General features: G+C 63.5%; 21 protein-coding genes. 2 read left to right on the forward strand and 19 right to left on the reverse strand.

Annotation, left to right across the window (positions count from 1 at the left end; all coding sequences use genetic code 11):
* Positions 1-4: 4 nt before the first annotated feature.
* The 9 genes from mltG to DMX11_RS10880 form a co-directional block, all read right to left on the reverse strand.
* Positions 5-1,216 (reverse strand): endolytic transglycosylase MltG, encoded by a 1,212-nt coding sequence (gene mltG, locus DMX11_RS10840; RefSeq protein WP_110744533.1) that lies wholly within the window; start codon positions 1,214-1,216, stop codon positions 5-7.
* 4 nt (positions 1,217-1,220) lie between these two features.
* On the reverse strand, positions 1,221-2,036 hold the full coding sequence (gene pabC, locus DMX11_RS10845; RefSeq protein ID WP_110744534.1) for an aminodeoxychorismate lyase: 816 nt from the start codon (positions 2,034-2,036) through the stop codon (positions 1,221-1,223).
* On the reverse strand, positions 2,036-3,280 hold the full coding sequence (fabF, locus tag DMX11_RS10850; RefSeq protein WP_110744535.1) for a beta-ketoacyl-ACP synthase II: 1,245 nt from the start codon (positions 3,278-3,280) through the stop codon (positions 2,036-2,038). The genes pabC and fabF overlap by 1 nt, the downstream gene beginning before the upstream one ends.
* A 188-nt stretch (positions 3,281-3,468) precedes the next feature.
* Positions 3,469-3,705 carry an acyl carrier protein gene (acpP, locus tag DMX11_RS10855; RefSeq protein ID WP_110744536.1) on the reverse strand — a complete coding sequence of 79 codons (237 nt, stop codon included), beginning with the start codon at positions 3,703-3,705 and terminating at the stop codon, positions 3,469-3,471.
* A 203-nt stretch (positions 3,706-3,908) separates the two neighbouring features.
* Positions 3,909-4,649, reverse strand: coding sequence for a 3-oxoacyl-ACP reductase FabG (gene fabG, locus DMX11_RS10860; protein WP_110744537.1), 741 nt, complete (start codon positions 4,647-4,649; stop codon positions 3,909-3,911).
* A 15-nt stretch (positions 4,650-4,664) separates the two neighbouring features.
* Positions 4,665-5,603, reverse strand: a complete 939-nt coding sequence (gene fabD / locus DMX11_RS10865; protein WP_110744538.1) for an ACP S-malonyltransferase — start codon at positions 5,601-5,603, stop codon at positions 4,665-4,667.
* A 127-nt stretch (positions 5,604-5,730) separates the two neighbouring features.
* Positions 5,731-6,741: a phosphate acyltransferase PlsX gene (gene plsX / locus DMX11_RS10870; RefSeq protein WP_110744539.1), complete on the reverse strand. Its 1,011-nt coding sequence runs from the start codon at positions 6,739-6,741 to the stop codon at positions 5,731-5,733.
* 3 nt (positions 6,742-6,744) lie between these two features.
* A complete protein-coding gene (rpmF, locus tag DMX11_RS10875; protein ID WP_003247154.1) occupies positions 6,745-6,927 on the reverse strand; it encodes a 50S ribosomal protein L32 in 183 nt (60 codons plus the stop codon).
* Positions 6,928-6,940: 13 nt separating this feature from the next.
* Positions 6,941-7,468, reverse strand: a complete 528-nt coding sequence (locus tag DMX11_RS10880) for a YceD family protein (protein ID WP_012313431.1) — start codon at positions 7,466-7,468, stop codon at positions 6,941-6,943.
* A 96-nt stretch (positions 7,469-7,564) separates the two neighbouring features.
* On the opposite strand from DMX11_RS10880, the gene DMX11_RS10885 reads away from it, so the two are divergent.
* Entirely contained in the window at positions 7,565-8,143 is a 579-nt protein-coding gene (locus DMX11_RS10885) for a nucleoside triphosphate pyrophosphatase (RefSeq protein WP_110744540.1), read from the forward strand.
* A gap of 297 nt (positions 8,144-8,440) precedes the next feature.
* Here the strand turns inward: DMX11_RS10885 and DMX11_RS10890 are convergent, their stop codons facing one another.
* Genes DMX11_RS10890 through rluC form a run of 3 tightly spaced genes read right to left on the reverse strand, consistent with a single transcriptional unit; the run spans position 8,441 to position 11,057 of the window.
* Positions 8,441-9,430, reverse strand: coding sequence for a S49 family peptidase (locus tag DMX11_RS10890; protein WP_110744541.1), 990 nt, complete (start codon positions 9,428-9,430; stop codon positions 8,441-8,443).
* A 6-nt stretch (positions 9,431-9,436) separates the two neighbouring features.
* Positions 9,437-10,111 (reverse strand): HAD family hydrolase, encoded by a 675-nt coding sequence (locus DMX11_RS10895; RefSeq protein WP_110744542.1) that lies wholly within the window; start codon positions 10,109-10,111, stop codon positions 9,437-9,439.
* Positions 10,101-11,057 (reverse strand): 23S rRNA pseudouridine(955/2504/2580) synthase RluC, encoded by a 957-nt coding sequence (gene rluC, locus DMX11_RS10900; RefSeq protein WP_110744543.1) that lies wholly within the window; start codon positions 11,055-11,057, stop codon positions 10,101-10,103. The genes DMX11_RS10895 and rluC overlap by 11 nt, the downstream gene beginning before the upstream one ends.
* Before the next feature lie 799 nt (positions 11,058-11,856).
* On the opposite strand from rluC, the gene rne reads away from it, so the two are divergent.
* Positions 11,857-15,162, forward strand: coding sequence for a ribonuclease E (gene rne, locus DMX11_RS10910; RefSeq protein ID WP_110744544.1), 3,306 nt, complete (start codon positions 11,857-11,859; stop codon positions 15,160-15,162).
* Positions 15,163-15,305: 143 nt separating this feature from the next.
* On the opposite strand, the gene murB is transcribed toward rne, so the two are convergent.
* From murB to DMX11_RS10945, 7 genes are read right to left on the reverse strand one after another with little or no spacing between them, the layout of a single operon-like run.
* Positions 15,306-16,325: a UDP-N-acetylmuramate dehydrogenase gene (murB, locus tag DMX11_RS10915; RefSeq protein ID WP_110744545.1), complete on the reverse strand. Its 1,020-nt coding sequence runs from the start codon at positions 16,323-16,325 to the stop codon at positions 15,306-15,308.
* The gene (locus DMX11_RS10920) at positions 16,322-16,786 is read right to left on the reverse strand and encodes a low molecular weight protein-tyrosine-phosphatase (RefSeq protein ID WP_110744546.1); all 465 of its coding nucleotides are present in this window, start codon (positions 16,784-16,786) and stop codon (positions 16,322-16,324) included. Before DMX11_RS10920 ends, murB begins: the two co-directional genes overlap by 4 nt.
* Positions 16,786-17,550, reverse strand: coding sequence for a 3-deoxy-manno-octulosonate cytidylyltransferase (gene kdsB / locus DMX11_RS10925; RefSeq protein WP_110744547.1), 765 nt, complete (start codon positions 17,548-17,550; stop codon positions 16,786-16,788). Before kdsB ends, DMX11_RS10920 begins: the two co-directional genes overlap by 1 nt.
* Positions 17,547-17,732: a Trm112 family protein gene (locus DMX11_RS10930; RefSeq protein ID WP_003247142.1), complete on the reverse strand. Its 186-nt coding sequence runs from the start codon at positions 17,730-17,732 to the stop codon at positions 17,547-17,549. Before DMX11_RS10930 ends, kdsB begins: the two co-directional genes overlap by 4 nt.
* Positions 17,733-17,776: 44 nt before the next feature.
* Positions 17,777-18,778 carry a tetraacyldisaccharide 4'-kinase gene (lpxK, locus tag DMX11_RS10935; protein WP_110744548.1) on the reverse strand — a complete coding sequence of 334 codons (1,002 nt, stop codon included), beginning with the start codon at positions 18,776-18,778 and terminating at the stop codon, positions 17,777-17,779.
* On the reverse strand, positions 18,778-19,212 hold the full coding sequence (locus tag DMX11_RS10940) for a biopolymer transporter ExbD (protein WP_110744549.1): 435 nt from the start codon (positions 19,210-19,212) through the stop codon (positions 18,778-18,780). Before DMX11_RS10940 ends, lpxK begins: the two co-directional genes overlap by 1 nt.
* On the reverse strand, positions 19,209-19,844 hold the full coding sequence (locus DMX11_RS10945) for a MotA/TolQ/ExbB proton channel family protein (RefSeq protein ID WP_003247132.1): 636 nt from the start codon (positions 19,842-19,844) through the stop codon (positions 19,209-19,211). The genes DMX11_RS10940 and DMX11_RS10945 overlap by 4 nt, the downstream gene beginning before the upstream one ends.
* Positions 19,845-20,105: the final 261 nt, after the last annotated feature.

Below are 20,105 nucleotides of genomic sequence, written 5' to 3' on the forward strand. Positions count from 1 at the left end.
GTCCTTAATGTTGTTCGTCAGGCGATGGCCGCTCGGCCGCTTGCGCACCGCCGGCAGGGGCATCCTGCACGGGCGGCTCGTCGGGCGCTGGCTGCGCAGCCGGCTGATCCACCTCAGGTGCTTCGGGCGGCGCAGCCTCATCACTCCCTGGCTGCGACTCAGGCTGCGGCGCTGACGGCGACTGCGGTGCAGGGCTGGAGCGGTAGTCCGAGCGGCGCTTGAGCTGGAACTCGCGCACCGCCGAGTTATGGTCGTCAAGGTCGTCGGAGAACACATGGCTGCCGTCGCCACGGGCGACGAAGTACAGGCTGGTACCTTCTGACGGGTTGAGCGCCGCGTGAATCGCCTCACGGCCGACCATAGCGATTGGCGTGGGCGGCAGACCGGTCATGGTGTAGGTATTGTAGGGCGTTGGCTCGCGCAGGTCGGCGCGGGTGATCTTGCCGTTGTAGCGCTCACCCATGCCGTAGATCACCGTCGGGTCGGTTTGCAGCATCATGCCCAGGCGCATTCGCCGCACGAATACGCCGGCTATCTGCCCGCGTTCCTGTGGAATGCCGGTTTCCTTCTCTACCAGCGAAGCCATGATCAGTGCCTGGTACGGGTCGCGATACGGCAGGTCGGTGGTGCGCTCGGCCCACTCCTTGGCCAGCACTTCGTCCAGGCGCATGTAGGCCTGCTGCAATAGCTCGACGTCGCTCATGCCGCGCACGAAGCGGTAGGTATCAGGGAAGAAACGGCCTTCGGGGAACACGCCGGTATGGCCAAGCTTGTCCATGACCTCGGCGTCGGACAGACCGTCCAGGGTATGCCTGATTTTTTCATGCTTGGCCACGGCCGAGCGGACCTGGCGGAAGGTCCAGCCTTCGACCAGGGTCAGGTTGTATTGCACCACGTCGCCGCGGCGCCAGGCGTCGAACAGCTGCTCGACGGTCATGCCGGGGGTAATGCGGTATTCGCCGGTATGCAAGGGGGTGCCGGCCATGTTGAAGCGCCAGTAAAGGCGCAACCAGACAGCGTCGTCGAGCAGCCCTTCCGTTTGCATGCGGTAGAACATGCGGTTGGGGGTGGTGCCATTGGGCACGTCCAGCAGGCGTTCCTGCGTCACGTGCAAAGGCTGCTCCAGGACCGAGTTGACCTTCCAGGCCGACCAGCCAAGCGCCAGGCCTGCAAGGATCAGCCCCATTTCCAGCAGCAGCAGGAATTTACGTCTCACGAATTCAGGTTTCCAGTAACGTACGGGCAATGGCCTGCAGTTGACGGGTGAGCGGGCCCGGCGACCAGTTTAGCGCGGCTACGCCACGCACGGGCCAAATGCCGTAAACGCTATTGCAAACAAATACTTCATCTGCTTGCTCCAGCGCGTCGAACGGCAGGTCGCAGACCTGCACAGGAATGCCCAGCAGCGCGGCTTGCTGTAGCAACGCAGCGCGCATCACCCCGGCCACGCCACAGCGGCTGAGGTCGGCGGTGAGCAGCAGGCCATCGCGCACAAGAAACAGATTGCTGTACACCCCTTCGATCAACCTGCCCTGCCCGTCACGCATCAGGCCTTCGGCATGTTCGCTGTCCTGCCATTCGGCACGGGCCAGCACCTGCTCCAGGCGGTTGAGGTGTTTGAGGCCGGCCAGCAGCGGTTGTTCCCCAAGCCGGGTCTGGCAAGGGAACAAGCGCACGCCGTGCTCGGCATGCTCGACAGGATAGCTGGGTATTGGGCTGCCTTGGAGGATTCGCCGCGGTGCGACACCAGCAACCGGCGCATAGCCACGCTGGCTGTCGCCACGGGTGAGGATGAGTTTGGCCACGCCATCACCGAGCTGGCTGGCAAAGCGCAGCAGCTCGTCGCGCACCAACCCCAGGTCGGCGCTGATCGCCAGGCGCTGACAGCCCAGCGCCAGGCGTGCGAGGTGGCCGTCCAGCAGGCTAGGCCGGCCGCCGCGCACGGCGATGGTTTCAAACAGGCCATCGCCGTAGGCCAGGCCGCGGTTCTGCAGGTTGACTGCAGTCGCCGGCTGGCCATCGATCCAGCTGTGCATCAACCGGCGAACCGGCGGAACACCAGCGAGCCGTTGGTGCCGCCAAAGCCGAACGAGTTGGACAACACCACGTCGATCGGCATGCTGCGCGCCTGGTGCGGCACGAAGTCGAGGTCGCAACCTTCGTCCGGCTCATCCAGGTTGATGGTCGGTGGTGCCATCTGGCTGTTGATCGCCAGCACGCTGAAGATTGCTTCCACCGCGCCAGCGGCACCCAGCAGGTGGCCAGTCATCGATTTGGTCGAGCTGACCGCCAGCTTGTAGGCATGTTCGCCGAACACACGCTTGATCGCTGCCACTTCGGCCACGTCACCCGCAGGTGTCGAAGTACCGTGGGCATTGATGTAGCTGACCTCTTCTGGCTGGATGCCGGCATCGCGCAGGGCATTGGCCATGCAGCGGGCAGCACCTTCACCGGTCTCGGGTGGCGAGGTCATGTGGTAGGCGTCACCGCTCATGCCAAAGCCGACCAGCTCGGCGTAGATGGTCGCACCGCGCGCCTTGGCATGTTCCAGCTCTTCAAGCACCAGCGCACCGGCACCGTCCGACAACACGAAGCCGTCACGGCCTTTGTCCCACGGGCGGCTGGCACGGGCCGGCTCATCGTTGCGGGTCGACAGCGCACGCGAGGCACCGAAGCCGCCCATGCCCAGGCCGCAAGCGGCCATTTCGGCGCCACCAGCGATCATCACGTCAGCTTCACCGTAGGCGATATTGCGCGCGGCCATGCCGATGCAATGGGTGCCGGTGGTGCAGGCGGTGGCGATGGCGTAGTTCGGCCCCTGCAGGCCCAGGTGGATCGACAGGAAACCGGAGATCATGTTGATGATCGAGCCCGGCACGAAGAACGGCGAAATACGGCGCGGCCCCGAATCGTGCAAGGTGCGGCTGGTTTCTTCGATGTTGGTCAGGCCGCCGATACCCGAGCCCATGGCCACGCCAATGCGCTCGCGGTTGGCATCGGTGACTTCCAGGCCGGCATTGCGCACCGCCTGGAAACCAGCGGCCAGGCCGTACTGGATGAACAGGTCGAGCTTGCGGGCCTCCTTGGCCGACAGGTACTGCTCAACCTCGAAGCCTTTCACCGAGCCGCCAAAACGGGTGGAGTAGGCAGACAGGTCCGTGTGTTCGATCGGACCAATGCCACTGCGGCCAGCCAGAATGCCCTGCCATGTGCTCGGTACATCGGTACCCAGTGGCGACAGCATACCCATACCGGTGACCACGACGCGTCTACGCGACACAGTACTCTCCTTTTCTAATGACAGAGTTTCTTGCCATTGCATTCAGCGCAACGGAATGAAATGGCAACAAGCTCTCGATGCCTGGGATCGAGCCCAAGAAAACCGCGACAGGACGCTCGCAAAGAAAAAACCGCACGCCAGCAAAGGCAGTGCGGTTCTTCTCGACAAGAAGCGTCGACTACAACGTCTTAAGCCTGGTGGTTTTTGACGTAGTCGATAGCAGCTTGAACGGTAGTGATCTTCTCAGCTTCTTCGTCAGGGATTTCGGTCTCGAATTCCTCTTCCAGAGCCATCACCAGTTCAACGGTGTCAAGCGAATCGGCACCCAGGTCATCAACGAAGGACTTCTCAGTAGTCACTTCTTCTTCCTTGACGCCCAGTTGCTCGGCGACGATTTTCTTGACGCGTTCTTCGATGGTGCTCATACCTAGTTCTCACTCCTAATGGATATATGTCAGGCAGCTGGCCGGTGGCTAATTTTATAGAAAGACGTTTGCTTTTCAAGCGAAACGCACCTTCAGGCTAGTCACCACACCCGCTGCCTGGAATCTGGTTGCAGCTTTATAACGGATTTTAGGCTCGCAGTATGACTCTTTTTTTACGAAACCCGTCACATTGAGTTGCAGTGTTACATGTACATCCCGCCGTTGACCGGCACGGTAGCGCCGGTCACGTAGGCTGCACCGTCGGACGCCAGGAACGAAACCACCTTGGCGATTTCGTCGGCCTGACCCAGGCGGCCCAGCGGAATCTGGGTCTGCAGGGCTTCGCGCTGTGCCTCTGGCAGTTCGCGCGTCATGTCGGTGTCGATAAAGCCCGGGGTCACCGAGTTGACGGTGATGCCACGCGAGCCCACTTCACGCGCCAGGGCGCGGCTGAAGCCTTCCAGGCCAGCCTTGGCGGCCGCGTAGTTGGCCTGGCCAGCGTTACCCATGGCGCCGACGACCGAGCCGATGCTGATGATACGACCCCAACGTGCCTTGGTCATGCCACGCAGCACGCCCTTGGACAGACGGTAGAGGCTGTTCAGGTTGGTGTCGATGACGTCGAACCACTCGTCGTCTTTCATGCGCAGCATGAGGTTGTCGCGGGTGATGCCGGCGTTGTTGACCAGGATGGTCGGCGCACCGAACTGCTCGGCAATGGCCGCCAGTACCGCTTCAACGGATTCGGCGCTGGTCACGTTCAGTTCCATGCCGGTGCCGGTGATGCCGTGCTCTTTCAGGGTGGCAGCAATGCGCTCAGCGCCGGATGCCGACGTGGCTGTGCCGATCACGGTAGCGCCTTGGCGGCCCAGCTCGAGGGCGATGGCCTGGCCAATGCCACGGCTGGCGCCGGTCACCAGTGCAACTTTACCTTGCAGGCTCATGCAAGCTTCTCCAAATCAGGCCAGTGCCGCACGGGTGGCGGCAACGGCGTCAGGGGTGTTGAGGTTGTAGGTGGTCACGCCTTCGGCGCAACGCTTGTTCAGGCCAGCCAGGACCTTGCCCGGACCGCACTCGACCAGGTTGACCGCGCCATTCGCAGCCAGGGTCTGCACGCACTCCACCCAGCGCACCGGCTGGTACAGCTGTGCCAGCAGGTCATGCTTGAGGGCGTCGAGGTCGGCGGCAACGGCGGCAGTGACGTTTTGCACCACCGGAATTTGCGGCGCTTTCCATTCGATGGCGTTGACCGATTCGGCAAAGCGCTCGGCGGCCGGCTTCATCAGGGCGCAGTGCGACGGCACGCTGACCGCCAGCGGCAGGGCGCGCTTGGCACCCTTGGCCTTGCACAGCTCCATGGCGCGATCTACCGCAGCCTTGTTACCGGCGATGACCACCTGGCCTGGCGAGTTGAAGTTGACGGCGCTGACCACTTGGTCTTCAGCCGCTTCGGCGCAGATTTCTACGACTACGGCGTCGTCCAGGCCAAGGATTGCAGCCATGGCACCGTGGCCTGCCGGCACGGCTTCCTGCATCAACTGACCACGGCGCTCGACCAGGCGAACGGCGTCTTTCAGGCTGATGCTGCCAGCGGCAACCAAAGCACTGTATTCGCCCAGGCTATGACCGGAAACGAAGGCTGGCGTAGCGCCGCCCTCCTCCAGCCACAGGCGCCACAGCGCGATGGACGCGGTGAGGATGGCCGGCTGGGTCTTGTCGGTCTGGTTGAGTTGCTCTTCCGGGCCTTCCTGGATCAGCGTCCACAGGTCGTAACCGAGTGCCTCGGAAGCTTCCTTGAAGGTTTCGATGATCACTGGCTTCTCGGCGCCGAGCTCGGCGAGCATGCCCAGCGACTGGGAGCCTTGACCGGGAAAGACAAATGCGAGGGATGCAGACATTGAACAAGCCCTTATGATCTTGTCGTCGGATAGTGTGCGCCAGGCGCGAAGCCAGACGCGGAATCTGAAAACTTGGATGGAAACACAGACCAAGCGGTCACATTTAAGCACTTCATCGGGGAAAAGCCTAAGGCAACAGGTCTTCGAGGCGGCCATGCAGCCGCTGCGGCAGGTTTTCCTGGATCTCGATCAACGCCCGCTGGATGGCACTCTGAAACCCCTGCACGCCCGCCGAGCCATGGCTCTTGATGACGATACCCTGCAGCCCCAGGAAGCTCGCACCATTATGCCGTGCTGGCGCCAGATCGGCCTGCAGACGCTTGAGCAGTGGCATGGCCATCGCCCCGGCGACGCGGGCAAAGGCACCGCCCTTGAACAGTTTTTCGATGCGCGCGCCGATCATCGTCGCCAGGCCTTCGCTGGATTTGAGCAGGATATTGCCGACAAAACCGTCACACACCACCACGTCCGCCTCTCCACGGTACAGGCCGTCCCCTTCGACGAAACCGACGTAGTTAAGGCCGCGGGCGTTCTGCAACAGCGTGGCAGCCAGCTTGACCTGCTGGTTACCCTTGATGTCCTCGGTGCCGATATTCAACAGCGCCACGCGTGGTCGATGCACACCCAGCGCCTGGGCGGCCACCGAGCCCATGACAGCGAACTGGTAGAGATTTTCGGCACTGCAGTCGACATTGGCCCCGAGGTCGAGCAACTGGCAATAACCAGCCTGGGTCGGAATGGCCGCCACCATGGCTGGCCGGTCAATGCCCGGCAGGGTCTTGAGCACGAAACGCGACAGCGCCATCAGCGCCCCGGTGTTACCGGCACTGACGCAGGCCTGGGCCTTGCCGTCTCGCACCAACTCAAGGGCGATGCGCATCGACGAATCCGGTTTGCCGCGCAACGCCTGGGATGGCCGCTCGTCCATACCGACCACCTCACTGGCGGCGACAATCTGCAAGCGCGCGCGATCCGCAGCCGCAAGGCCGCTGACAAGATCTTCCAGGAGGGAGGGTTGACCGACGAGGGTCAGGTGCAGCGAGGGGGTAGCAGACAGGCAGGCAATGCTAGCCTGGACAATGCTGCGGGGACCGAAGTCCCCGCCCATTGCGTCGATCGCGATGATCTGAGCGGACAAGGATTACTCGTCAGCGCCCTTGTCGACCACTTTGCGACCACGGTATACGCCTTCTGGCGATACGTGGTGGCGCAGGTGAACTTCACCGGTGGTTTTCTCTACCGACAGCGCGTTTTCCGACAGGGCGTCGTGCGAACGGCGCATGTCACGGGCAGAGCGGGATTTTTTGTTCTGCTGAACAGCCATAATTGATTAACTCCTAAACGTTTGGGTCACGCTTTAACTGCGCCAAAACACTGAACGGGTTGGACCGCGATACCTCGTCCTTGCTCGATTCGGGCTCGTCTGCGCCCGCCGGCTGCTGGCATTCTTCCGGATGATGAGCAGGCACGATTGGCAAGGCGAGCAGAAGCTCCTCCTCGATCAATGCCTGCAGATCCAAAGGATCTTCGCCCAGTTCCAGCACGTCATAGCCTTTCGGCAACGACTGGGTATTCGCACCCTCCTTCACCACGGCGTAAGTACATTCGCTGTGGATCGGCAGGGTGACCAGCTCAAGACAACGCTGGCAAACCATCTTGACCTCGACGTCCAGCTCGCTGTGGATAACCACTACGTGCTGTTCATCTCGTTCAAAATCGAACTTCGCCTGCACCGTACCGACATTGTCGGAAAGCGGGTCGCAGAGTCTTTCCAAATCAGCGAGTTGCAGCGAACCGTTAAGGGTTACGCCACGATCGGCTAATTTGCGCGGGTCAACGTGAGGTGGAATCGGGTCATTCAACATAGGCGCAGCATAATAGGGATGCCCCCCGCCCCTGTCAAAGGAAATTAGGCGGCATCGTGCGTGATAGAATTTATTCAACTGATTCAGGAGTCTACCATGCTTCCTCTGTTACTGGCTTCCAGCTCTGCCTATCGCCGCGAACTGCTCGCCCGCCTGCGCCTGCCCTACACGTGGGCAAGCCCCGATATAGACGAGCAGCGCCTGGATGACGAGCCGGCCGTAGAACTGGTGCGCCGACTGGCCAGGCTAAAGGCCGAGGCCCTGGCAGGCAGCCATCCAGGGCACCTGATCATCGGCTCGGACCAGGTAGCGGTGCTGGGCGAGCAGGTGCTGGGCAAGCCGCACACCTTCGAGCGAGCCTGTGAGCAGCTGCTGGAGTGCAGCGGGCAACAGGTAAGCTTCCTGACCGGGCTGGCACTGCTGAACAGCGCCACCGGGCAATGCCAGGTGGATTGCGTGCCGTTTACCGTGACGATGCGCGAGCTGAGCCGCGAGCAGGTGGAGCGCTATGTGGCGGCGGAACAACCGCTGGATTGCGCAGGGAGCTTCAAGGCGGAGGGGCTGGGGGTGAGTTTGTTCCAGAGCACCCATGGGTGCGATTCGACCAGCCTGATCGGTCTGCCGTTGATTCGACTGGTGGATATGTTGACCCGGGAGGGGGTGGCTGTCCCTTGAGCCTGGCTTGAGATTTTCTGCGCCTGTGAGATCGAGCGCCGCCCGCGCGGCGCATCGCGAGCTGCGCTCGCTCCTACGTTTGTTTCGGGCCAATCATTCCTGTGGGATTTGCGCGCGAACGCTTTGGCGCATGGCGCGATATCGCGTCGTACGAACAAGGCGGTCGCGCGCGCCTGTCACTGGCGGAACTGGCCCGAAACAAACGTAGGAGCGAGCGCAGCTCGCGATGCGCCGCGCGGGCGGCGCTTGATCTCACAAATCCCACGAATCGGGCGACAAACATCGCACGACAAACACTCAACGCAACTGCGGCCCCTGGAACCCCATCCACATCGCCAGGTGCTCAGCCACGCTGGCCCCCACGCGCTTGGAGAAGCGATCGAACGGCGACTCCTGCACAGTGAAGTCCACCAGCTCCTTCTCGCCTACAATCTCACGCGCCACGTAGCTGGCACTGCCCAGTCCATCCACCAGTCCCAGCGCCTTGGCCTGCTCGCCCGACCAGATAAGACCACTGAACAACTCCGGGTGGTCCTTATCCTTCAGGCGCTCGCCCCGCCCCTGCTTGACCATGGCGATGAACTGGTTGTGCGTGGTGTCCAGCACCCCCTGCCAGAACCGGGTTTCTTCTGGCTTTTCAGGGGAGAACGGATCAAGGAAAGCCTTGTGCTCACCCGAGGTGTACGCACGCCGCTCCACGCCCAGCTTCTCCATGGTGCCGACAAAGCCGTAACCGGCCGCCGTCACACCAATCGAGCCCACCAGGCTGGCCTTGTCGGCATAGATCTCGTCCGCAGCACTGGCAATGTAATAGGCACCGGAAGCGCCAAGATCAGCAATGACTGCATACAGCTTGATGGCCGGATACTCGGCGCGCAGGCGGCGAATTTCGTCATACACGTAACCCGCCTGCACCGGGCTGCCGCCCGGGCTGTTGATGCGCATCACCACAGCCTTGGTCTTGCCGTCCTTGAACGCCTCGCGCAGGCTCTTGACGATGTTGTCGGCACTGGCGGCCTCCTGGTCGGCGATCACCCCGCGCACCTCGACCAGCGCGGTATGACTGGCACTGCGCGATGCAGCCTTGTCCATGTCCATCAGCGGCGAGAACAAGGCCAGGATGCCGAACAGGTAGACGAAGGTCAGCAGCTTGAAGAAGATCCCCCAACGCCGCGATCGGCGCTGCTCCTGCACGCTGGCCAGCAAGGTTTTTTCCAGCAGTTTCCAGCTCTTGCGCTCCTCGCGCTCCTCGGGCTCGGCCTCGGGGGCCTTCCATTCGTCAGCCATGCTCACCTACCTTGGAAGTGGAATTGCAGAACCACCCAGCCACTCGCGCAACTGGGAAAAATGATCGATGCACACCTGCGGCCCGAACTCGGCCAGCGCCTGCAGCGACATGGCACCATAGCCCACCGCGACCGAATGCATGCCGGCATTGCTGGCCATCTGCAGGTCGAATGCCGAATCACCGACCATCAGCGCGCGGCCCGGTTCGACGCCGCAATGATCAAGGATCTGCTCGAGCATCAGCGGGTGCGGCTTGCCACGCGTTTCGTCGGCGGCGCGGGTGATGTCGAAGAACCGCTCCCAGCCGTTGGCCTTCAGCACCCGGTCCAGCCCGCGACGGGCCTTGCCGGTGGCCACCGCCAGGCGGTAGCCCTCGGCACGGAAGGCGTCCAGCGATTCGGTCACACCCTCGAACAACGGCGAGGGCTGCTGGTCCAGCGCCATGTAGATATCGGCGTAGTGCTGGCGGAAGCTATCGACCTGCGCGGGCGCCAGGTGCGGGTACAAGGTGTGGATCGCCTCGCCCAGGGCCAGGCCAATAATGCCCTTGACCGCATCTTCGCTGCTTTGTGCCTCCCCGGCACGTTCGGCAGCGGCGTTCATGGCCTCGACGATACGCCCGATGGAATCGGCCAACGTGCCGTCCCAGTCGAAGATCAGCAACTCATAGTCACGGCGCACTCAAACGCTCCACAGTCTTGGCCCACACCTCGTCCACAGGCGCTTCAAGCTTGAGCTCGCCGCCGTCGGGCAGCGGCACGGTCAACGCATAGGCATGCAGGAACAGGCGCTTGCCACCGAGCTCTCGGATTTCGCGACTGAAGTCTTCGTCGCCATACTTGCTGTCACCAGCAATCATGTGCCCGGCATGCAAGGTGTGCACGCGAATCTGGTGGGTACGGCCAGTTATCGGGCGCGCCTCGACGATAGTGGCGAAGTCGCCGAAGCGGCGCAGCACGCGGAACAGGGTCAGCGCCTCCTTGCCCTCGTCGTTCACTTCGACCATGCGCTCGCCCGACCGCAGGTTGCTCTTGAGCAAGGGCGCGTTCACTTGCTTTTTCGCGGTCGGCCAGTGGCCGCGCACCAGCGCCATGTAGCGCTTGTCGACCCCATCGCCGCGCAGGGCGGCATGCAGGTGGCGCAGCATGCTGCGCTTCTTGGCGATCATCAGCAGCCCGGAGGTGTCGCGGTCCAGGCGGTGCACCAGCTCCAGCTCCTTGGCATCCGGACGCAGCTGGCGCAGCGCCTCGATCACGCCAAAGCTCAGGCCGCTGCCGCCATGCACGGCGATGCCGGCCGGCTTGTTCATCACGATCAGCGCCTTGTCTTCGTAGACGATGGCGGCCTCCAGGCGCTGCAACAAGCCCTGGGCCACCGGCGCCGGTTCGTCACGCTCGGGCAGGCGGACGGGCGGTACCCGCACGATGTCACCGGCCTGAATCTTGTATTCCGGCTTCACGCGGCCCTTGTTGACCCTTACCTCACCCTTGCGCAGGATGCGATAGACCAGGGTCTTGGGCACGCCCTTGAGCGCCGTGATAAGGAAATTGTCGATGCGTTGGCCGGCAAGCTCCGGCGCGACTTCGATCAGCTGAACGCCGGAAGTCGGAGGGGTATTGGTCGTCATGGCGGGAATGATAACAATTTTTTATGGAATTGAAGCACTTAATCATTGCTGCTATAGTCGCGAACGCCGCCAAAAGCGGCAGGCCAGTGAAACCAGGCCCTTGGCCGGTTCCTGACCTACGCAATTCTGCAGGACGCGAGGCCGTCCTACGGGGTTTTCGCCAGTTTACCGAATTGCCTGGAATCGCCACCAGCGCTGTGTAGAGAAGACCGAAAAAAACGACAAGTGCGGTGTTTCACCTGCTTACCCGATTTTTTTCGTTGTACCTCTGCCCGCCCCGTCGCTTCCACGCAACGCACGGCGAATGCTTCGGAAATACCTGCCTTGGACATGTAATGGCGTCAGCTTCCCATTCGAAGCTGGCGAAAAATGCAACCCGTTGCGGATTCAGCGCGCGGCAGCACCCGAATTATCAGGGATACGTGCAGGGTGGAGATGCACAGCCCTCGGACCGTGTAGCACCGCGTCCGGCCACCAGCCCACTGACGGCTGGCGAGCGGATAAGGTCCTGAACAGATGCCCCCGGGCGTCCACGGCTGACGGTTGATTCCTCCTCCTGACTGAGTGCACAAGGCCCGCTTGGTTGATTCGGATACCCATTCGAAGCCACCGGGGCCTTGTTGGCACCGCAGCAAACAGGACGCGTCGTCGCGACAACGGCAGGCTGGGCAACCGGCTGGTGCCGAACGTCGCTCGACACGGGGGTGGCCCGCCCACCCTTTGCGCACCTTGGCACCGACCATGAGACGTCGTGTGTGCCGAACGCCGTTTCCGGCAGCCCGGAAACCGACGGTACAACATGAAAAGAATGCTGATTAACGCAACTCAACCCGAAGAGTTGCGTGTAGCCCTGGTGGACGGCCAACGCCTGTACGACCTGGACATCGAGTCTGGCGCGCGCGAGCAGAAAAAGGCCAACATCTACAAAGGCAAGATCACCCGCATCGAACCCAGCCTCGAAGCCGCCTTCGTCGACTTCGGTTCCGAACGTCACGGCTTCCTGCCGCTGAAGGAAATCTCCCGCGAATACTTCAAGAAGGCCCCAGAAGGCCGGGTCAACATCAAGGAAGTACTCAGCGAAGGCCAGGAAGTCATTGTCCAGGTCGAGAAGGAAGAGCGCGGCAACAAAGGCGCCGCCCTCACGACCTTCATCAGCCTGGCCGGTCGCTACCTGGTACTGATGCCCAACAACCCGCGTGCCGGCGGCATCTCGCGCCGCATCGAAGGCGAAGAGCGCAACGAACTGCGCGAAGCCCTGAACGGCCTGACCGTACCGGGCGACATGGGCCTGATCGTGCGCACTGCCGGCCTTGGCCGCAGCAGCGAAGAAATGCAGTGGGACCTGGACTATCTGCTGCAATTGTGGACCGCCATCAAGGAAGCGTCCCTGGACCGCGCCGCGCCATTCCTGATCTACCAGGAAAGCAACGTCATCATCCGCGCCATCCGCGACTACCTGCGCCAGGACATCGGCGAGGTGCTGATCGACAGCATCGACGCCCAGGAAGAAGCCCTGACCTTCATCCGCCAGGTGATGCCGCAGTACGCCAGCAAGGTCAAGCTGTACGAAGACAGCGTGCCGCTGTTCAACCGCTTCCAGATCGAAAGCCAGATCGAAACCGCCTTCCAGCGCGTGGTCGACCTGCCGTCCGGCGGTTCGATCGTGATCGACCCGACCGAAGCCCTGGTGTCCATCGACATCAACTCGGCGCGCGCCACCAAAGGCAGCGACATCGAAGAAACCGCCCTGCAGACCAACCTGGAAGCGGCCGAAGAAATCGCCCGCCAGTTGCGCCTGCGTGACATCGGCGGCCTGATCGTCATCGACTTCATCGACATGACCCCGGCGAAAAACCAACGCGCCGTTGAAGAACGTGTGCGTGAATGCCTGGAAGCCGACCGCGCCCGCGTGCAGGTTGGCCGCATCTCGCGCTTCGGCCTGCTGGAAATGTCCCGTCAGCGCCTGCGCCCGTCGCTGGGCGAAAGCAGCGGCATCGTCTGCCCACGCTGCTCCGGCACCGGCATCATCCGTGACGTCGAATCGCTGTCGCTGGCCATCCTGCGCCTGATCGAAGAAGAAGCACTGAAAGACCGCACCGCCGAAGTACGTGCCCAGGTCCCGATCCCGGTGGCTGCATTCCTGCTCAACGAGAAACGCAATTCGATCACCAAGATCGAGCTGCGCACCCGTGCGCGCATCATCATTCTGCCGAACGACCACCTGGAAACCCCGCACTTCGAAGTCCAGCGCCTGCGCGACGACAACCCGGAAGTGCTGAACAACCAGTCCAGCTACGAAATTGCCGCCACCGAGGCAGAGGAAGCGCCGCAGCCGACCGCTACCCGCACCCTGGTTCGCCAGGAAGCCGCAGTGAAAACCGCCCCGGCCCGCGCCAATGCCCCGGTCCCAGCCGCCGCTGATGAAGCGCAGCCTGCCGCTCCGGTCGCCCCGGCCCCGAGCGCTCCCGAGCCAAGCCTGTTCAAGGGCCTGGTGAAGTCGCTGGTCAGCCTGTTCGCCGGCAAGGACGAGCCAGCTGCTGCGCCAGTGGTTACCGCTGCCGAAAAACCGGCCGCCGAGCGCAGCCAACGCAATGAAGAGCGCCGTAATGGCCGCCAGCAGAGCCGCAACCGTAACGGCCGCCGCGACGAAGAGCGCAAGCCGCGCGAGGAACGCGCCGAGCGGGCACCACGCGAAGAACGCCAGCAACGCGAGGAGCGTGCACCACGTGAAGAGCGCGCTCCACGCGAAGAACGCAGCCCACGCGAGGAGCGTGCACCGCGTGAAGAGCGTGCACCGCGCCAGCCACGCGAAGACCGCCGCGGCAACCGTGGCGAAGAGCGTGTGCGCGAACTGCGCGAACCACTGGACGCCACCCCGCCAGCCGAACGCGAAGAGCGCCAGCCACGTGAAGAGCGTGTAGCCCGCGAAGAACGTGCTCCACGCGAAGAGCGTGCCCCGCGTGAAGAACGTGCTCCACGTGAAGAACGCGCACCTCGCGAAGAACGTGCTCCACGTGAAGAACGCGCACCTCGCGAAGAACGCACCCCACGTGAAGAACGCGCACCTCGTGAAGAACGTGCCCCGCGTGACGAACGCGCACCTCGCGAAGAACGCGCCCCGCGCCCAGCACGTGAAGAGCGTCAGCCACGTGCAGCCGAGGAAGCCGCCGAGCAGGCTGCCGAATTGGCCGAAGAGCAACTGCCGAACGAAGAGCTGCTGCAAGACGAGCAGGAAGGCACCGATGGCGAGCGCCCACGCCGCCGCTCGCGTGGCCAGCGTCGCCGCAGCAACCGTCGCGAGCGCCAGCGTAACGCCAATGGCGAGCTGATCGACGGCGAAGAAGAAGGCAGCGAAGAGCAGCCACAACAGCACCAGGCCAGCGAGCTGGGTGCCGAACTGGCCGCCGGCCTGGCCGTGACCGCCGCCGTGGCCACCAGCAACATCAGCAGCGATGCCGAGGCCCAGGCCAACCAGCAGGCCGAGCGCGCCACCGCTGAAGTCGCTGCCGTTGCCGAAACCGACAACAGCGAAGTCGCCCAACCGGCCGACCAGGCTGAAAAGGTCGAGCAGGTCGAAGCTGTAGCCAAGGCAGAGGCAGAAGTCGCCGTGGCCCCAGTGGTCGAGCAACCGGTCAGCGAGCCGGTGGCCGTGGTCGAAGCAACTGCCGAGCCAGTGGTCGAAGTCGCTCCGCAGCCGTTTGCCGAACAAGCACCTGCTATCGAGCCGACTGTGCCTGCCGAAACCGTGGCTGTTGAAGCCCCAGTGGAAGCACCTGCTGTGGAAGCTGGTGAAATCGAACAGGCGCCGGCCGTGATCGAAGTCGCGCCGGTTGCCGAGCAGCCTGCCCCGGCTGTCGAAGCCCAGCCAGAAGTGGTGGCCGAGCCTGTCCCTGCCGTGGTCGAGCCTGCACCCGTAGAAGCCCCAGCCGCGGTAGCGCCTGCCACTGTCATGCTGTCCAACGGCCGCGCGCCGAACGACCCGCGTGAAGTGCGCCGCCGCAAGCGCGAGGCCGAGGCTGCCGCCAAAGCTGCGCAGGAAGCTGCTGCCGCCGCCGGGGAGCCAGCGCTCGAAGCCGCCGATGAGCACAAGCCTCATCACGGTTGATAGCCAAGGCTGAATGAAAAAGCCCCGCCAGTGCGAACTGGCGGGGCTTTTTCTTGGGCTAGACACTGTCACGTTGAATCAGCGTCGGCGACCCAGCCTGCGGGAGCGGCCTTGCGTCGAAAAGTGACAGTAGCGGCGATGAATCAGTACAGGTTAGGCTCCATCTCCAACACCACCCCGAACCGCTCGAAGATGTCGGCCTGGATCCGCTGCGCCAGCGCATGCATCTGCGCCCCACTAGCCTGGCCATAGTTGACCAGCACCAGCGACTGCAAGCGATGCACCCCGGAATCACCGTCGCGATAGCCCTTCCAGCCCGCCTGCTCGATCAACCAACCTGCCGCCAGCTTCACCTGGCCATCTGCCTGAGGGTAAGCCACGACGCCGGGATACTGCGCGCGAATCCGCTCGACCAACGCCGCAGCCACCACTGGGTTTTTGAAGAAACTCCCGGCATTGCCCAACTCAGCCGGGTCTGGCAGCTTCTCGCGACGGATGCTGCAGATTGCGTCACTGATAGCCTGAGCGGTCGGCTTGGTCACGCCCTGCTCTGCCAGGCGCTGGCGTACCGGGCCATAGTCCAGGTGCGCTTGCAAGGTACGGTGCAGGGCAAAACGCACCCGCAGGATCAGCCAGCGCCCAGGGCTGCGCTTGAACACGCTGTCGCGATAACCGAAGGCACACTCCGCCAAGTCGAAGTCACGCAGCTCGCCAGTCTCTCGGTCCAGGGCAGTCAGACCAGCGAATACGTCCTTGATCTCCACACCGTAAGCGCCCACGTTCTGCATCGGCGCGGCACCCACGGTGCCGGGGATCAGGCTGAGGTTCTCCAGCCCGCAATAACCCTGGGCCAGTGCCCACTGCACAAACGGGTGCCAAGCTTCGCCGGCCTCGGCTTCGACCACGACACGCTCGCCATCGTCACTGAGCACGCGCCGCCCCTGGCTAGCCATGTGCAGCACCAGTGCATCGATATCCTGGGTCAGCAGCAGGTTGCTGCCGCCGCCGATCACCAGCACCGGCAAGCCTTGCCGTCGGGCCAGGCTCAGCGCTTGACGCACCTGCTGGTCGTTCCGTGCCTGGCTGAAATAGCGCGCCTTCACATCAATGCCGAAGGTGTTGAAAGGCTTGAGCGATACCTGCTCCTGCCACTGCTCAGTCATGACCGCCCCTTGATTTCCAGCACCAGCGCCTGGCATGCCACTTCGACCAGGTCGAGCACTTGCTCGAAACCATCGGCACCGCCGTAGTAGGGGTCTGGCACTTCGTCCAGCGCCGCGCCATAACGGCGCAGGAACAGGTCGAGCTCGCCTGGCGCATTGTGCGGGCGCAGGGCACGCAGGTCGCGCAGGTTGCTCTCATCCATGGCCAGCACCAGGTCGTACTCGGCGAAATGCGCCGCCGTGACCTGCTGGGCCCGCTGCTGCGACAGGTCGTAACCGCGCGCCAACGCCGCCTTGCAGGTGCGGCTGTCAGGTGCATTGCCGACGTGCCAGTCGCCAGTACCGGCCGAGGCCACATGCACCTTGTCGGCAAGCCCGGCGGCCTGCAATTGATGGCGCAGCACGCCTTCGGCAGTGGGCGAGCGACAGATATTACCCAGGCACACGAACAGGACGCGCATCAAGCCTCCAGCAAGCGCCGTACGCGCTCCAGGTCTTCAGAGGTATCCACGCCCACGGCAGGCGCCTCGATGGCGTCCTCGACGTGGATGCGCACGCCGTGCCACAACGCCCGTAGCTGCTCCAGCGCCTCGGTCTGCTCAAGCCAGCAAGGGCCCCAGCTGACAAAGTCTTGCAGGAAGCCGACGCGGTACGCGTACATGCCAATGTGGCGACGGTAGGGCACGTTCGGCGGCAGCAGGCTGCGGTCGCTGGCAAAGGCATCACGCGCCCAGGGCAGCGGCGCACGGCTGAAGCTCAAGGCCAGCCCGTTCTTGTCGCTGACCACTTTGACCGCATTCGGGTTGAACACGGTTTCTGGCGTGTGGATCGGCTCGGCCAGGGTGGCGATGCCAGCCTCTGGGTGGGCGGCCAGGTTAGCGGCCACCTGGTCGATGATCACCGGCGGGATCAACGGCTCGTCGCCCTGCACGTTGACCACGATGGCATCGGCGGGCAGGCCGAGGCGCGCGGCCACTTCGGCGAGGCGATCGGTGCCGGACTCATGGTCGGCACGGGTCAGCAGCACTTCGGCGCCAAAGGCCTGGCAGGCTTCAACGATGCTGGCATCGTCGGTGGCGATGACCACACGGCTGGCGCCACTCTTGCGTGCCTGCTCCCACACATGCTGGACCATGGGCTTGCCCGCGATTTGCAGCAATGGCTTGCCCGGCAAGCGTGTAGAACGCAGCCGGGCAGGAATCACCACGGTGTAATCGAGGCTCATTTGTCCAGACGCTCGTCGTCGGTAAGGGTGCGCGCCTCGCTTTCCAGCATGACCGGGATGCCGTCGCGAATCGGGTAGGCCAGGCCGGCGCCCTTGCTGATCAGCTCGGTCTTGTCGGCGCTGAGCTTGAGCGGGCCCTTGGTGATCGGGCAGGCCAGGATATCGAGCAGTTTGGTGTCCATTGAAGGCTTCCTTTAGGCCAGGTGGCCGGAAATTGAAAACGGGCTCAGGGCTTGCGCAGCAGGCGCTGTAACTGGTTGTCGAACCAAGCGCTGAACGCCTGCGAGGGCTGCGCCTCGACGGCCAGGTACCACCAGTCGTCGGCGGCGAAGGCCCGGCACTTCACCGCGTCCTTCTCGGTCATGACCAGTGGCAGCGCCGGGCTGAAGGCCAGGCTCTGGGCGCTGAACTGCGCATGATCGGCAAACGGGTGCGGCACCGGCTGCCAGTTTAGCCCTAGCAGGGTATTGAAGAAACGTTGCGGGTTACCGATGCCGGCAACCGCATGCAGGCGCTGGCCTGGGGGGAAGTGGTCGAGGGTGCGCCGCTCGCCACTGCGCAGGTTGACCAGCGCCGACGGCTGCAGGCAAAAGCCGAAGCCGTCGCTGCGGTCTTCGCTGGCGCCGTTGAACAGCACCGCATCCGCATCGTGCAAGCGCTCCGCCGGCTCACGCAGGGGGCCGGCTGGCAGGCAAAGGCCGTTGCCCAGTCCACGGGCGGCGTCGATCAGTACCAGCTCCAGGTCACGGGCCAGGCGGTAGTGCTGCATGCCGTCGTCAGACAGGATCAGGTCCAATGGTTCACTGGCCAGTAACGCCTGCACGGCTCGTGAACGGTCGGGGTCGATCATCAGCGGCACACCGGTGCGCTGCACGATCAGCAGCGGCTCATCCCCGGCCTGTTCGGCAAGCTGGTCGGCCTGGACGCGCCAGGGCAGCTGTGGCGGCTTGGCACCATAGCCACGGCTGACGACGCCAACGTTCAGCCCTTGCTGGCGGCAGTGCGCGATCAACCAGAGGATCATCGGCGTCTTGCCGGTGCCCCCCACCGTGATGTTGCCCACCACGATGACCGGTACCGGGGCCCGGTAGCTGGCACTCTCGCCACTGAGAAAGCGCGCCCGCTTGCGCATGACCACACGGCGGTACAACGCCGCTAGCGGGCGCAGCAGCGCCAGCGCTGGATGCCCGGCGTACCAGGCAGCGAGCAAACGGTCGGCAATGGCCATCAGGGCGTGCCCTGAGCCGCCTCGACCGTGGTCATGCGCAACTGGCTGAAACCGAGCTTGCCGGCAGCATCCATCGCAGTGACCACAGCCTGGTGCGGGGTCTTGCCGTCGGCACTGATGGCCAGCGGCAGCGTGTTGTCGCCGCCGGACTCACGCTCGATGGCCTCGCTCAAGGTGGCCAGGTCGCTCTTGGGCAGCAAGTGGTTGTTCACCGAATACACGCCTTCGGCGCTGATGGTGATTTCTACCAGCTTGCCCTGGTCGGCCGGCGCCGGCTCGGCGCTGCTGGCTTCGGGCAGCTCGACGCGAAGTTGGGTTTCGCGGGTGAAGGTGGTGGTCACCACGAAGAACAGCAGCAGGACGAACACCACGTCGATCAACGACGCCAGGTTGATGTCGACGTTTTCCCGCTGCCGATTGCGCCGGAACTTCACGCCTTGCCTCCGGCCACTTCCACTTCACGGTCTCCCTGGATCACTTCTACCAACTTGATTGCTTCCTGCTCCATGCCCACCACCAGTTCATCGATGCGGCGCAGCAGGAAGCGGTGGAAGAACACGGCCGGGATACCGACCATCAGGCCAGCCGCAGTGGTAACCAGCGCTTTCGAAATACCACCTGCAAGCACCGCGGCGTTGGCGGTCATCTGCGAGCCCATGAAGGCGCTGAAGATGTCGATCATGCCCAGCACGGTACCCAGCAGGCCCAGCAACGGGGCCATGGCGGCGATGGTACCCAGGGTGCTGATGTAGCGCTCCAGCTCGTGGATGACGCGCGAGGCAGCTTCCTCGATGCACTCTTTCATGATTTCGCGACCATGGCGCGAGTTGGCGAGGCCCGCTGCCAGGATTTCCCCCAGTGGCGAATCGGCCCGCAGCGCCTTGAGCTTGTCACTGGTCAGTTGCTTGTCCTTGATCCACATCCACACCTGGCCCAGCAGGTGGGGCGGGGTGACGCGGCTGGCACGCAGGGTCCACAGGCGCTCGACGACGATAGCCATGGCAACGATGGAACTCAGAATGATCGGCAGCATCATCCAACCACCGGACTTGACCAATTCCCACACAGTAAACGCCCCTTCGGAAAAAGGCCGCCACTCTACCATAGGCGCGCCGGGGGCTCATCTGCCGGAGGTCAGGGAATTGGGGGGTGGGGCTGACGGGTGCTTGGCGTTACAGGTTCAGCGCCCATGAGATCGAGCGCCGCCCGCGCGGCGCATCGCGAGCTCCGCTCGCTCCTACCTTTGTTTATGGCCAGTAACGCCTGTGACAGGCGCGCGCGACCGCCTTGTATGTACGACGCGATATCCCGTCATGCCCCAGGGCGA

It is taken from the genome of Pseudomonas sp. LB-090624, from assembly GCF_003205205.1.
In the GTDB taxonomy this organism is placed as follows: Bacteria; Pseudomonadota; Gammaproteobacteria; order Pseudomonadales; family Pseudomonadaceae; genus Aquipseudomonas.

What these genes read in the sequence shown, in the direction of transcription:
- DMX11_RS10920 (WP_110744546.1), bottom strand. Translation starts at nt 16,786, where the DNA reads ATGCGCGTCCTGTTCGTGTGCCTGGGTAATATCTGTCGCTCGCCCACT.
- rpmF (WP_003247154.1), bottom strand. Translation starts at nt 6,927, where the DNA reads ATGGCTGTTCAGCAGAACAAAAAATCCCGCTCTGCCCGTGACATGCGC.
- lpxK (WP_110744548.1), bottom strand. Translation starts at nt 18,778, where the DNA reads ATGGCCATTGCCGACCGTTTGCTCGCTGCCTGGTACGCCGGGCATCCA.
- DMX11_RS10885 (WP_110744540.1), top strand. Translation starts at nt 7,565, where the DNA reads ATGCTTCCTCTGTTACTGGCTTCCAGCTCTGCCTATCGCCGCGAACTG.
- murB (WP_110744545.1), bottom strand. Translation starts at nt 16,325, where the DNA reads ATGACTGAGCAGTGGCAGGAGCAGGTATCGCTCAAGCCTTTCAACACC.
- DMX11_RS10890 (WP_110744541.1), bottom strand. Translation starts at nt 9,430, where the DNA reads ATGGCTGACGAATGGAAGGCCCCCGAGGCCGAGCCCGAGGAGCGCGAG.
- DMX11_RS10880 (WP_012313431.1), bottom strand. Translation starts at nt 7,468, where the DNA reads ATGTTGAATGACCCGATTCCACCTCACGTTGACCCGCGCAAATTAGCC.
- DMX11_RS10930 (WP_003247142.1), bottom strand. Translation starts at nt 17,732, where the DNA reads ATGGACACCAAACTGCTCGATATCCTGGCCTGCCCGATCACCAAGGGC.
- acpP (WP_110744536.1), bottom strand. Translation starts at nt 3,705, where the DNA reads ATGAGCACCATCGAAGAACGCGTCAAGAAAATCGTCGCCGAGCAACTG.
- rluC (WP_110744543.1), bottom strand. Translation starts at nt 11,057, where the DNA reads ATGACGACCAATACCCCTCCGACTTCCGGCGTTCAGCTGATCGAAGTC.
- pabC (WP_110744534.1), bottom strand. Translation starts at nt 2,036, where the DNA reads ATGCACAGCTGGATCGATGGCCAGCCGGCGACTGCAGTCAACCTGCAG.
- fabD (WP_110744538.1), bottom strand. Translation starts at nt 5,603, where the DNA reads ATGTCTGCATCCCTCGCATTTGTCTTTCCCGGTCAAGGCTCCCAGTCG.
- kdsB (WP_110744547.1), bottom strand. Translation starts at nt 17,550, where the DNA reads ATGAGCCTCGATTACACCGTGGTGATTCCTGCCCGGCTGCGTTCTACA.
- rne (WP_110744544.1), top strand. Translation starts at nt 11,857, where the DNA reads ATGAAAAGAATGCTGATTAACGCAACTCAACCCGAAGAGTTGCGTGTA.
- fabG (WP_110744537.1), bottom strand. Translation starts at nt 4,649, where the DNA reads ATGAGCCTGCAAGGTAAAGTTGCACTGGTGACCGGCGCCAGCCGTGGC.